Annotated in this window: 8 protein-coding genes and 1 pseudogene; 3 read left to right on the top strand and 6 right to left on the bottom strand. The window is 70.1% G+C overall.

All coding sequences use genetic code 11. From position 1 onward, the window contains the following. Window positions 1-5 precede the first annotated feature (5 nt). A pseudogene (locus ABS642_RS07350) lies at window positions 6-870 on the bottom strand (DNA-formamidopyrimidine glycosylase family protein). A gap of 68 nt (window positions 871-938) precedes the next feature. Continuing rightward, complete coding sequence (locus ABS642_RS07345; protein WP_350352798.1) at window positions 939-1,502, bottom strand: GNAT family N-acetyltransferase; 564 nt, start codon at window positions 1,500-1,502, stop codon at window positions 939-941. A 61-nt stretch (window positions 1,503-1,563) separates the two neighbouring features. Between ABS642_RS07345 and mfd the strand changes: the two genes are divergently transcribed. Beyond that, window positions 1,564-5,139 carry a transcription-repair coupling factor gene (gene mfd, locus ABS642_RS07340; RefSeq protein WP_350352797.1) on the top strand — a complete coding sequence of 1,192 codons (3,576 nt, stop codon included), beginning with the start codon at window positions 1,564-1,566 and terminating at the stop codon, window positions 5,137-5,139. Here the strand turns inward: mfd and ABS642_RS07335 are convergent. Both ABS642_RS07335 and ABS642_RS07330 read right to left on the bottom strand, forming a co-directional pair. Continuing rightward, complete coding sequence (locus ABS642_RS07335; RefSeq protein ID WP_350352796.1) at window positions 5,126-5,491, bottom strand: VOC family protein; 366 nt, start codon at window positions 5,489-5,491, stop codon at window positions 5,126-5,128. The two genes, mfd and ABS642_RS07335, sit on opposite strands and share 14 nt — an antisense overlap. Window positions 5,492-5,524: 33 nt before the next feature. Then, window positions 5,525-6,370 carry an alpha/beta hydrolase-fold protein gene (locus ABS642_RS07330; protein WP_350352795.1) on the bottom strand — a complete coding sequence of 282 codons (846 nt, stop codon included), beginning with the start codon at window positions 6,368-6,370 and terminating at the stop codon, window positions 5,525-5,527. Window positions 6,371-6,405: 35 nt separating this feature from the next. On the opposite strand from ABS642_RS07330, the gene ABS642_RS07325 reads away from it, so the two are divergent. Beyond that, window positions 6,406-7,008, top strand: coding sequence for a gamma carbonic anhydrase family protein (locus ABS642_RS07325; RefSeq protein WP_350352794.1), 603 nt, complete (start codon window positions 6,406-6,408; stop codon window positions 7,006-7,008). A 23-nt stretch (window positions 7,009-7,031) separates the two neighbouring features. On the opposite strand, the gene gdhA is transcribed toward ABS642_RS07325, so the two are convergent. After that, complete coding sequence (gene gdhA, locus ABS642_RS07320) at window positions 7,032-8,402, bottom strand: NADP-specific glutamate dehydrogenase (RefSeq protein WP_350352793.1); 1,371 nt, start codon at window positions 8,400-8,402, stop codon at window positions 7,032-7,034. A 134-nt stretch (window positions 8,403-8,536) separates the two neighbouring features. After that, complete coding sequence (locus ABS642_RS07315; RefSeq protein ID WP_350352792.1) at window positions 8,537-11,230, bottom strand: phosphoenolpyruvate carboxylase; 2,694 nt, start codon at window positions 11,228-11,230, stop codon at window positions 8,537-8,539. 85 nt (window positions 11,231-11,315) lie between these two features. Here ABS642_RS07315 and nhaA point away from each other — a divergent pair, with 85 nt between their 5' ends. Next, a complete protein-coding gene (gene nhaA / locus ABS642_RS07310; protein WP_350352791.1) occupies window positions 11,316-12,482 on the top strand; it encodes a Na+/H+ antiporter NhaA in 1,167 nt (388 codons plus the stop codon). Window positions 12,483-12,567 lie beyond the last annotated feature (85 nt).

Below are 12,567 nucleotides of genomic sequence, written 5' to 3'. Positions count from 1 at the left end.
GCTCGTCACTTGAGCAGCCGCGAGAGACGGCGATCGGCGAGCACCTTGCCACCCGTCTGGCACGTCGGGCAGTACTCGAGCGAGCGGTCGGCGAAGAACACGCTGCGCACGGTGTCGCCGCAGACCGGACACGTCTCACCCCGTCGGGCGTGCACCTGCATGCCCCGGCGCTTGGCGTCCTTGAGGTCGGCGGGCGGCTTGCCGGATGCCTCGGCGACGGCTTCGGTCAGGGTCTCCTGCATCGCGGTGAACAGCCGATCGACCTCGGCGTCGTCGAGCTTCCCTGCGATGGCGTACGGCGACATCTTCGCGGCGTGCAGGATCTCGTCGGAGTACGCGTTGCCGATGCCGGCGATGACCGCCTGGTCGCGCAGCAGGCCCTTGATCTGCATGCGACGGTCCGCGAGGAGGGCGGCGAATGCATCGCGCGTGAACCCCCGGATCGAGCGGGTCGGGGCCGAGCCTCGCGATGCCGGGGACCTCCTGCACATCGCGCACGACGTAGACCGCGAGAGACTTCTTGGTTCCGGCCTCGGTGAGGTCGAACCCGCTGCCGTCGTCGAAGGCGATGCGCAGCGCGATCGGCGATTTGCCCGGCTTGATCAACGTCGCCGGCAGCGCCTCGTACCAGCGCAGCCAGCCGGCCTTGGCCAGATGGAACACGAGGTGCAGGTCGTCGCCGCAGGACAGCACGACGAACTTGCCGAGCCGAGCGGATGCCGTGACCTCGGCACCCTGGAGGGCGGAGATCGGGGGATCGTAGGTCTTCAGCGCGGCGATCGCCGCCACGCTCGCGCGGGTGATCGTGCGCCCGACGGCGCGCTCGCCGAGGAACGCGGTGAGTCCCTGGACCTCCGGCATCTCGGGCATGGTGTCATCCTGCCATCGGCATCCGACACTGTCACGCGAGCACTGTCACGCGCCGATGGGGCCGGCGTTCAGAGCACGGGCCACGCCACCGGGGTGCGGTCGTCGTCCACGAGCAGCCCGGCGATCCAGCCGTCGTCGCGGCCGCGGGGACCCGTGAGCGCCTGGCGCTGCAGGCCCTCGTACTGGAACCCGAGGGCTCGGGCGGCCCGCGCAGAGGGCTCGTTCCCGGCGACGGCCTGCCAGCGGATGCGGACGAGTCCCAGCTCGGCGAAGCCCCAGTCGATCACCGCGCGGGCGGCTTCGACGATGTATCCCCGGCCTCGAGCGGATGCCGTCACCCAGAACCCGATCTCGGCATGTGCGCCGGCGTGATGGGTCTCGATGTCGTGCAAGCCGATCATGCCCACGAGGATGTCGTCGGCGAAGATGGCCCAGACGGTCTCCTTCCCCTCGGCCCACCATCCGTCGACCAGCTTCACGAAGTCCTCGGCGTGCTCACGTGTGTACGGACTCGGCACCGTCGTCCAGCGCGGGATCTCGGGGTCCTGGCATGCCGCCTCGATCGCGGCGATGTCGGCCTCGGTCGGTGCGCGCAGCACGAGTCGTTCGGTGGTGAGGGTGACCGTTTCCATCCCGACAGCCTAGTGAGCGTGCGCGCGCCGCCATGTCGGTGGGCGCGACTAGTCTTGTCCGGTGACTGTTCCGGGGATTCTGCGCGCCTTGGAAGAGGCGTCTCTGTACCGTGACGCCCTCAGCTGGGCGCACACCGACGCCGACCTCGGCCTGGTCGACGGACTCGACGCTCCGGCGCTGGCCGGGCTGCTCGAGAAGCGCGGTGCCGCGGGGCACCCCTCGGCTCTGCTCGCCGTCGCGCCGACCGGCCGCCGCGCCGAGAGCCTCGCGCATGCGCTCGCGGCCTACCTCCCGACAGCCGAGATCCTCACGTTCCCCGCCTGGGAGACCCTCCCGCACGAGCGGCTGAGTCCGAGCCCCGACACCGTCGGACAGCGACTGCAGACGCTGCGCCGGATCGCCGAGTGGTCCGGCGACCATCCGCTCGTCGTCGTCGCCTCGGTGCGCGCGGCGCTGCAGCCGATCGCGGGCAACCTCGGCGAGATCGCGCCGCTCGAGCTCGTGACCGGCAGCCGGGGGAACGAGCTCGACCATGTGGCCGAGCAGCTCGTGGAGCGCGCCTACTCGCGGGTCGACATGGTCTCGCGTCGCGGCGAGTTCGCCGTGCGCGGCGGCATCCTCGACGTCTTCCCTCCCACGTCGGAGCACCCGTACCGCGTCGAGTTCTTCGGCGACGAGATCGATCAGATCCGCGCGTTCTCGGTCGCCGATCAGCGCTCGCTGCCGGGAGACATCCCGGGTGTCGACCTGCCCCCGAGCCGCGAGCTGCTGCTCACACCTGACGTGCGCGAGCGGGCACGCGCCCTGATCGGCGGGTTCCCGGCGATCTCGGGGATGCTCGAGAAGATGGCCGAGGGCATCCCGGTCGAGGGCATGGAGTCGCTGCTCCCCGCCGTGTCGGGTCCGCTCAAGTCGCTGGCCGAGTACCTGCCGGAGGGCAGCGCGACGGCCGTCGTCGACCCCGAGCGCTCCACCGCGCGCGCCATCACCCTCGGCGAGACGAACCGCGAGTTCCTCGACGCCGCGTGGAGCGCGGCCACGTCGGGCGCCTCGGCGCCGATCGATCTCGGAGCCGGCGACTTCCGTACGATCGCCCAGCTGCGCGAGGTCGTGCGCGACCGCGGCGGCGTCTGGTGGCGGCTGAGCCCGTTCGGGGCTGGACTCGGCGAGGGCGATGCCGAGGCGACGAACCTCGATGCCGCCGTCATCCCGTCGTTCCACGGCAACGTCGACGGCGCGATCTCGTTCGTCGAAGCGAAGGTCTCGGACGGCTGGCGGGTCGTCGTCATCTCCGCGGGCTCCGGACTCGTCGATCGGGCGCGCGACGTGCTCGCCGACCGCGGCATCGCCGCGCGCGTCGTCGAGTCGCTCACGGAAGCTCCGGAGGCCGGGATCGCGACACTCGTCACCGGTTCGGTCGAGGCGGGCTTCCAGATCTCCGAGGCGAAGCTCGCCGTCCTCACCGACAACGAGTTCTACGGCCGCACGATCGGCGGCGACCAGCGTGTCGTCAAGAAGCTCGCCTCGCGCCGCAAGAACGTCGTCGACCCGCTGCAGCTCAAGCCCGGCGACCACGTGGTGCACGCCACGCACGGCATCGGCCGCTTTGTCGAGATGACCAAGCGCGAGGTGTCGACCGGCGGACGCAACGCCACCAAGTCGATCCGCGACTATCTCGTCCTGGAGTACGCGCCGTCCAAGCGCGGCTACCCCGGCGACAAGCTGTACGTGCCGACGGACCAGCTCGATCTGCTGTCGAAGTACGTCGGCGGCGAGGCCCCGACGCTCTCCAAGATGGGCGGCAGCGACTGGTCGCAGGCCAAGGGCAAGGCTCGCAAGGCGGTGCGCGACATCGCCGTCGAGCTCGTCAAGCTGTACTCGGCGCGGATGAGCGCGAAGGGGCACGCCTTCGGACCGGACACCCCCTGGCAGCGCGAGCTCGAAGAGGCGTTCCCGTTCGCCGAGACTCCCGACCAGCTGCAGACGATCGACGAGATCAAGGCCGACATGGAGCGGCCCATCCCGATGGACCGCCTGCTCTCGGGAGACGTGGGCTTCGGCAAGACCGAGGTCGCCGTGCGCGCCGCGTTCAAGGCGATCCAGGACGGCAAGCAGGTCGCGATGCTCGTGCCGACGACGCTGCTCGTGAAGCAGCATATGGAGACGTTCACCGAGCGCTTCGCCGGATTCCCCGTCAAGGTGCGGGCGCTGTCGCGGTTCCAGAGCGACAAAGAGGTGCGTCTCACGCTGCAGGGACTCCTCGAGGGCTCCGTCGACATGGTCATCGGCACGCACCGCATCCTCACCGAGGGCATCGTCTTCAAAGACCTCGGCCTGATGATCATCGACGAGGAGCAGCGGTTCGGTGTCGAGCACAAGGACACGCTCAAGAAGCTGAAGACGAACGTCGACATCCTCGCGATGAGTGCGACGCCGATCCCTCGGACGCTCGAGATGGCGGTCACCGGCATCCGCGAGATGTCGACGCTCGCGACGCCGCCGGAGGACCGGCACCCGATCCTCTCGTTCGTGGGGCCCCGCAGCGACAAGCAGATGGCAGCGGCCATCCGTCGCGAGATCCTGCGCGAAGGTCAGATCTTCTTCGTGCACAACCGGGTGCAGTCGATCCAGCGCGTCGCCGCTCAGCTCGCCGAACTTGTTCCCGAAGCCCGCATCGCCGTCGCGCACGGTCAGATGGGGGAGCACCAGCTCGAGCAGGTCGTCGACGACTTCTGGGAGCGCAAGTTCGACGTGCTCGTCTCGACGACCATCATCGAGACCGGGCTCGACATCTCCAACGCGAACACGATCATCATCGATCGCGCCGACAAGTACGGCCTCAGCCAGCTGCACCAACTGCGCGGACGTGTCGGTCGTGGGCGCGAGCGGGCCTACGCCTACTTCCTCTACGACGAGATGAAGCCTCTGTCCGAGACCGCCGCCGACCGCCTGCAGACCATCGCGGTGAACAACGACCTCGGTTCGGGCATGCAGGTCGCGCTGAAGGATCTCGAGCTGCGCGGCGCGGGCAACATGCTCGGCGCCGAGCAGGCCGGTCACATCGCCGGCGTCGGCTTCGACCTGTATCTCCGCATGATCGGCGAGGCCGTGGCGACGTTCCGCGGCGACGAGGTCGAGAGCGGGCAGGAGCTACGCCTGGAGCTGCCGCTCGACGCGCGCATCCCCGAGTACTACATCGACAGCGAGAGGCTGCGTCTCGAGGCGTACCAGAAGCTCTCGGCCGCGTCGGCTGCGACGGCCAAGGACGAGGCGATCGATCAGGTCATCGAGGAGCTCGTCGACCGTTACGGCACGCCGCCGGAAGAGGTCGAGGGACTGCTGGCGATCTCGCGCCTGCGCCGCCGCGCCGCGCGCGCAGGGCTGACGGATGTCGTGGTGATGGGGTCGAATCTGCGCATCGCCCCGGCACGTCTCGAGGACTCGATCAAGGTGCGGCTGCAACGGCTCTACCCGAAGGCGAAGCTCGTCTCCGGCGGCGAGGCGCTCGTGGTGCCGATGCCGATGGTGGCGGCCGACGTGGGCGTGGGGCTCGAACCCCTGCCCGATGCGCAGCTGCTCGAGTGGGTCGGACAGCTCTTCACCGCGATATTCCCGGAGCCGGTCAAGGTCGAGTAGTCGTCGCGACGTAGAGCAGGTTGCCGTCGGGGTCTCGCGCCTGAGCGACGCGCTCACCCCAGGGGAGATCCTCGGGCGGAGCGACGGATGCCGCGCCGGCAGCGAGTGCTGCAGCGTAGGTGGCATCGACATCGTCGGTGTAGAACCAGACGGCGATCGCGTCGCCGCGCGCGATGTCCGCTTCGAGCCCGATGCCGATCTGCCCGCCGCCCACCGCCAGGGCCACGTAGACGTCGACCCCTTCATGGTCGTAGCGGTAGGTGACCTCGGCGCCGAACGCCTGTTCATAGAACCCGCTGAGTTGCGGCAGGTCGGGCGTGCGGAGGATGGGAAAGAGCCGGTCGATGACCATGCAGGGGAGAGTAGATCGGTCGCTCAGCCCGTGTCAACGCTCATCGCGCCAGAGCCAGCGCAGCGCATCCGGGAGGATGACGCCGCCGTGATTCGGATGGTGGCCGCCGTCGCCGACAACGAGGCGGACATCGGTTCCCGCCCGGGTCAGGGCCGCGGCGGTCTCGAGGTTTTCGGCGAACCAGTTGTGATCGCGATCGTTCCAGCCGAGGTCGCGATGGGCGGCATGCAGAAAGACCCGCAACGGGCGGCCCTCGCCGGAGCGGAGGAGCGCGGGGTAGGGGTTGCCGCCCGGCATCTGCGCGAAGCTCCCGTTGAACGAGATGACCCGGCGGATGCCGTCGGGGCGCTGCCACGCGGCCGTGAGGGCGCCGTTCCCACCGGAACTCCCTCCGCAGATCCCGCGTCGGTCCGGCTCGGGCCTCAGCGCGTGCGTCTCGGCGACCCGGGGTAGCACCTCGTCCAGGAGGAAGCCGGCGTAGCGCGCATCTGCCTCGTCGTACTCCGCGTTGCGGTTCTTCGGGTTCGTGGTGTCCGGGAAGACTCCGGGGTCGACGAAGACGGATACGAGTGAGGGGATCTCGGCGCGATGCGCGAGGTTGTCCAGCACGATTCCCGCTCGGACATCGCCGGCCGGATCCAGGTACCACCAGCCGTCGTTGAAGACCATGACCGCCGCCGGGGCATCGGCATCGTGGCCGTGCGGCGCATGCACCCAGATCTTGCGCACCGTACCGGGATACGCCACGCTGTCGACGATCTCGAAGGTGCGGATGGTTCCGGCGCGTACGTCGTCGCCACGCCTCGAGTCGGGGCCGTAGGCGTAGCTGACGGCATCCGCCTGCAGTGGCAGTGCGCGAAACGGAACGATCTCAGTCATCGCTCGAGCGTACCGAGCAGGACTAGTCTGGCCGCATGTTGTACGAGCACCTCGGGGCTCGGCCCCGGATCCATGACACCGCCGTCATCGCTCCCACCGCCGTGATCTCGGGCGACGTGGAGATCGGCCCGGACTGCCAGGTGCTGCACGGCGCCGTGATCACCGCGGAGGGCGGACCGATCACCCTCGGCGAGAACGTGATCGTGATGGAGAACGCCCTCATCCGCGCCACGGCCGCCAATGCGGTGCACATCGGGGCGCACACCCTCATCGGCACGCTGGCCAGCATCGCCGGCGCGACCGTCGGCGAGGAGGTCTTCTTCGCCTCGGGCGCCCGCATCTTCAACGGCGCGCTGGTCGGCGACCGCTGCGAGGTGCGCGTGAACGCCATCGTGCATCGACGCGCGGTGCTCCCCGCAGGAACGGTCGTACCCATCGGCTGGGTGGCGGTCGGCGACCCCGTGCAGCTGCTGTCACCCGACCGGGAGGCCGAGATCACCGCCGCGCAGCCGGAACTCGACTTCCCCGGCCACGTCTTCGGCGTCGACCGCGACACCCCCGACCTGATGGTGCAGCTCACCGAGCGCTATGGCCGCTCGCTCGCCCGGCACGCGGACGACCGGCAGGTCGGCGGCTGACGGCATCCGCTCTGCGCCTGCGATCAGATGACGCCCTGGGCGAGCATCGCGGCAGCGACGCGCTCGAAGCCGGCGATGTTCGCTCCGGCGACGTAGTCTCCCGGCCGGCCGTGACGCTCGGCGGCGTCGAAGGCGGCGCGGTGGATGTCACCCATGATCTCGCGCAGCTTATTCTCGCTGTCGTGGAAGGTCCAGCGCTGGCGCGAGGCGTTCTGGCTCATCTCCAGCGCCGACGTCGCGACGCCGCCCGCGTTCGCGGCCTTTCCGGGAGCGAAAAGCACCCCGGCGTTCTGGAACGCGTCGACCGCGGCCGGCTCGCAGGGCATGTTCGCACCCTCGGAAACCGCGCGCACGCCGTTCGCGATCAGCGCCTCGGCGTCGGCCAGGCTCACCTCGTTCTGCGTGGCAGACGGCACGGCGATGTCGACCGGCACCTCCCACACGCTGCCGCCCTCGACGAAGCGCGCGCTCGGGCGACGGTTCGCGTACTCGACGATTCGGGCGCGCTCCACCTCCTTGAGCTGGCGGAGCAGATCGACGTCGATGCCGGCGTCGTCGACGACGTAGCCGGACGAGTCTGATGCCGTCACCGGTGTCGCGCCCAGCTGGGTCGCCTTCTGGATCGCGTAGATCGCGACGTTGCCCGAGCCCGAGATGCCGACGCGCTTGCCCGCGAGGGAATCGTCGTGCACGGCGAGCATCTCCTGGGCGAAGAACACGGCGCCGTAGCCCGTGGCCTCGGTGCGCACCTCTGCGCCGCCCCAGCCCGTGCCCTTGCCGGTGAACATGCCGGACTCGTGGCGGTTGGTCACCTTGCGGTACTGGCCGAAGAGGTAGCCGATCTCGCGTCCACCCACGCCGATGTCGCCGGCCGGCACGTCGGTGTGCTCGCCGAGGTGGCGGTAGAGCTCGTTCATGAACGACTGGCAGAACCGCATGACCTCGGCATCGGACCTGCCGTGCGGATCGAAGTCGGATCCGCCCTTGCCGCCGCCGATGCCCTGGCCGGTGAGCGCGTTCTTGAAGATCTGCTCGAACCCGAGGAACTTGATGATCGAGAGGTTCACCGAAGGGTGGAAGCGCAGACCGCCCTTGTACGGGCCGAGCACCGAGGAGAACTGGATGCGGTAGCCGCGGTTGACCTGCAGCCGGCCCGCGTCATCGACCCACGGCACGCGGAACAGGATCTGACGCTCCGGCTCGACCAGACGCTCCAGGATGCCGCCGTCGACGTATTCCGGGTGCTGCTCCAGCACCGGCGAGATCGAGTTCAGCACCTCGTGCACGGCCTGGTGGAACTCGGGCTCGTGCGGGCTCCGCGAGAGCACCGTGTCGAAGACGGGCTGCACGGCGGGGGAGAGCGGGTGGAAGTCGACGGAAGACGTAGCGGTCACGCGAGGTGGGCTTTCTGGTGGGGGATGAGGGCGCAGGCGATCGTGTCGCGTGAGGGAGAAGGGCCGGATCCGACCGATATTTCACTCTAGCGGTGCCCCGGATGTGAGAACTCTCACGCCGCCTGGGCGCAGGATCACCCGGTGTTCTGCAGGCCCGCCGCGACGCCGCTGACCGACAGCAGGAGCAGGCGCTGCTGCTCCGCATCGGCTCCGGAGCCCCCGGCCTCCTCTGCGGCGGAGCGGAGCGCCCGGAGGGCGCGCAGCTGCAGCAGCGAGAGCGCATCGACGTAGGGGCTGCGCAACTGCACGGCGCGCTGCAGCACGGGCTTGTTCTCGAGGAGTCCCTCGCCGCCGGTGAGGCGGATCACCCACTGGCGTGTGAGCGCGAGCTCGTCGAGCACGAGGGCGGCGAGGTCGTCGCGGTCGCCGAGCGCGAGGTACTGACGGGCGATCCGCTCGTCCGTCTTCGCCAGGCTCATCGCGACGTTGTCGATCATGGTGCGCAGCAGCGGCCAGTCCCGGTACGCCTCGGTGAGCAGTTCCACATCGCCGACGGCCTCCAGCGCGGTGCCCAGACCGAACCATCCGGCGAGGTTGATGCGGGCCTGCGTCCACGCGAAGACCCACGGGATCGCCCGGAGGTCTTCGAGCGACTCGACGGACAGACCGCGCCGTGCGGGGCGCGAGCCGAGCGCCAGCAGGCCGATCTCCTCAAGCGGCGTCACGGTCGCGAACCAGGGCGCGAACCCCTCGGCCTTCACGAGCGAGAAGAAACGCTCGCGCGACGTCGCATCCATGATCGACGCGACCTCGGCATAGCGGGCGGCGGCGCCGCTGGTGCGGGCCTCCTCCGAGGGGGCGGACGCCAGGAGGGTCGCCGCGGCGACCTGGTCGATGTGGCGCATGGCGATCGCGGGCTCGCCGTAGCGGGCGAAGATGACTTCGCCCTGCTCTGTGAGCTTGAACCGGCCGTCGACCGAGTGCGGCGGCTGCGCGAGGATGGCCGAGTTCGCAGGTCCGCCACCGCGTCCGAGGGCGCCGCCGCGACCGTGGAAGAGGGTGAGCTCGATGCCCGACTCCTGCGCCCACCGGGCGATCTTCTCCTGCGCTTCGTAGAGAGCGAGGTTCGCGGCGACCGGTCCGACGTCCTTCGACGAGTCCGAGTAGCCGAGCATGACCTCGAGGCGGTTGCCGGTCTCCGCCATGCGCGCGCGGAACTCCGGGAAGGTCACGGCCTCGGCGAGGATCTCCGGGGCGGCCTGCAGGTCGGCGAACGTCTCGAACAGCGGCACCACGTCGAGCACCGGGGCGTCGTCGCCGAGCGCGTGACGGGCGAGACGGTGGACGTTGGCGAGATCCGACGCCGACTGAGTGAACGACACCACGTAGCGGCCGGCCGCACGGGCTCCGCGGTCGCGCTGGATCTCGGCGATCACGCGGAACAGCTCCAGGACCTCCTCGGTCTGCGCGCTGATCGCGTCGCCGGCCTCCAGCTCAGCCAGAGCCTTCCTGTGCACCTGCGAGTGCTGACGGACCTCGAGCTCGGTGAGGTGGAAGCCGTAGGTCTCCACCTGCCAGATCAGGTGCTGCACGCCGCCGAAGGCGTGGCGCTTCGCGCCGGCATCCGCGAGTGAGGTCTGCACCGCGCGCAGGTCGGCGAGCAGCTCCTCCGGGCGTGCGTATCCGCGCTCGCGGTCGCCGCTGCGGGTCGCGGCGACGCGGCGCGCGAGCACGAGCAGCACGCGACGGTGCGGCTCCTCGGGGGAGCGCGCGGCGAGTTCGGCGGCGACATCGGGCTCCGCGGCGGCGAACGCTTCCCAGAGGGCGGTGACGTCGGCGCTGGGCGGTGTGTCGTCCGCGGCGAGCGTGAGCGTGCGGCCGATACGGTCGAGGGCCCGCTCGAGACCGCGGAGCACGTGGTCCGCGGCGATCTGCGAGGCCTCACGGGTGACGGATGCCGTGACGAACGGGTTCCCGTCGCGATCGCCGCCCACCCAGGACCCGATGCGGACGAACGCGGGGACGACGGGCGCGCTCGAGCCGGAGTCCTCGCCGCGCAGCGCGTCGTCGATGCGCCGGTACACATGCGGCACGGTCGTGAAGAGCGTCTCGTCGAACACGCCCATGACCGTGCGGACCTCGTCGGTCGGCGACGGCTTCTGCGAACGCAGCGGCGCGGTGCGCCACAGTGTGTCGATCTCCTCGAGCATCCGGCGACGGGCGCGGTGCTGCTCGGCGCCGCGCTCGCTCGCCGCATCGTGCTGGGTGAGCAGCTCGGACAGGCGGCGGATGCTGGACGACACGGCGCGGCGACGAGCCTCGGTCGGATGCGCCGTGAACACCGGGTGGAAGCGCAGTCCGGCCAGGCGGCGGCGCGCCTCGTCGTCGCCGACCTCGCTCTGCAGGCGCGCGTACGCGGTCGCGACCGTGTCGGCGGCATCCTCGCGGCCCGGCTGGCCGGCGCGTTCGCGCAGCACCCGGACGCGCTGGTGCTCCTCGGCGAGGTTCACCAGGTGGAAGTAGCAGGTGAAGGCGCGCGCGACCTCGTCGGCGCGCGCGACCGTGAAGGACTCGGCGATCGCCGCGGCCCGCTCGAAGGCGTCGGAGTTCTCCTCCTCGTACGCCTGGATCGTGGCGAGGCGCAGACGCTCGACGTCCTCGAAGAGGTCGTCGCCGCCGGCTTCGCGCAGCACCTGGCCGAGCAGCCCGCCCAGCATCCTGACGTCGGAGCGCATGGCATCCGGGATGCCCTGGCCGGCTTCGAAGCGGCCGATCACGCGGATGGCCTCGGTGTTCGTGGGCTCGGGAAAGCTCTGTGCGGGGGTCACCCTTCGAGAGTATCCCCGTCGGTCGGTGTGTCTGGAACGCATGACGCCCGGGGACACCCGCGCCCCGCGATCTACGATGGAGGGGATGCGCATCTCAGCGAACCCCCTCCGCGGCCAGCAGTTCCCCGCCGTCCTCCTGCTCGTCGCCGCAGGGCTCGGGCTGCTGCTGGCGAACCTCCCGACGCACGATGCGCTCGCGGCCATCCTCGACTTCCACATCGCCGTGCCCGGCACCGGGCTCGATCTGTCGGTCGCACATTGGGTGTCGGACGGGCTGCTCGCCGTCTTCTTCCTCGTCGTGGCCATCGAGCTGCGGCACGAGCTGACCCATGGCGAGCTCGATTCCCCGCAGAAGGCGGTGCAACCCGCGATCGCGGCCGCCGGTGGTGTGCTCGTTCCGATCGCGGTGTACCTCCTGATCGCCGGCAGCGGCGACACGGCGACGGGGTGGCCCATCCCGACCGCCACCGACATCGCCTTCGCTCTCGGCGTCCTGGCGATGTTCGGACGTGGACTGCCTCCGACCGTGCGGGTCTTCCTCCTGGCGCTCGCGATCCTCGACGACATCATCGGCATCATCTTCATCGCCGTTCTCTTCGCGCACGACGTGCAGTGGCTGCTGCTCGGCCTCGGGATCATCGGGGTCGCGGTGTTCTGGCTGCTCAGCCGGCTGCTCCACGAACACGGGCACGCGCTGATCGCGGTGGCCATGGTCATCGTCGGAGTCGTGACGTGGGGCCTCGTGGCATCGTCCGGCATCCACGCCACGATCGCGGGAGTGATGCTCGGACTGGTCATGTCGCCGGTCCCTGCCGGTCGCACCAGGCACACGCTCGAGCCGACGGTGAACGGCGTGATCCTGCCCGTCTTCGCGTTCGTCGCCGCCTTCGTGGTGATCCCCGCCGTGTCTCCGACGCAGCTGTCGCCGGCATTCTGGGCGATCGTCGTCGCCCTCCCGGTCGGCAAGATCGTGGGTATCGGCCTGTTCGGCTGGATCGCCATGCGCATCCGCCCGAAGGGAGCGGCGCCCGGATTGCCCTTCGCCGACATCCTGGCGGCGGGTGCCCTCGGCGGCATCGGGTTCACGGTCTCCCTGCTGCTGGCCAACCTGGCCTTCGGTGCGCACGACGAGATCCGCGATCAGGCGATCCTCGGCGTGCTCGTCGGTTCGCTGATCGCCCTCGTGCTCTCCGGCATCATCGTGTCGCTGCGCGCGCGCTGGTACCGTCAGGTCGCGGCCGCCTCGTCGTGAGCGCCGCCCGCCCGGACCGCACCCCGGGGAGGATCGAAGGAGGAACCGTGAGCACTCGGCCCGAACTCCACGACGGCACGGAGGA

It is taken from the genome of Microbacterium sp. A8/3-1 (assembly GCF_040267695.1).
Taxonomy (GTDB): domain Bacteria; phylum Actinomycetota; class Actinomycetes; order Actinomycetales; family Microbacteriaceae; genus Microbacterium; species Microbacterium luteolum.
This window is presented reverse-complemented; position numbering and strand designations above follow the sequence as displayed.

Coding starts and splice junctions, on each gene's coding strand:
- ABS642_RS07345 (WP_350352798.1), bottom strand. CDS start 1,502: ATGGAAACGGTCACCCTCACCACCGAACGACTCGTGCTGCGCGCACCG.
- ABS642_RS07335 (WP_350352796.1), bottom strand. CDS start 5,491: ATGGTCATCGACCGGCTCTTTCCCATCCTCCGCACGCCCGACCTGCCG.
- ABS642_RS07330 (WP_350352795.1), bottom strand. CDS start 6,370: ATGACTGAGATCGTTCCGTTTCGCGCACTGCCACTGCAGGCGGATGCC.
- ABS642_RS07325 (WP_350352794.1), top strand. CDS start 6,406: ATGTTGTACGAGCACCTCGGGGCTCGGCCCCGGATCCATGACACCGCC.
- nhaA (WP_350352791.1), top strand. CDS start 11,316: ATGCGCATCTCAGCGAACCCCCTCCGCGGCCAGCAGTTCCCCGCCGTC.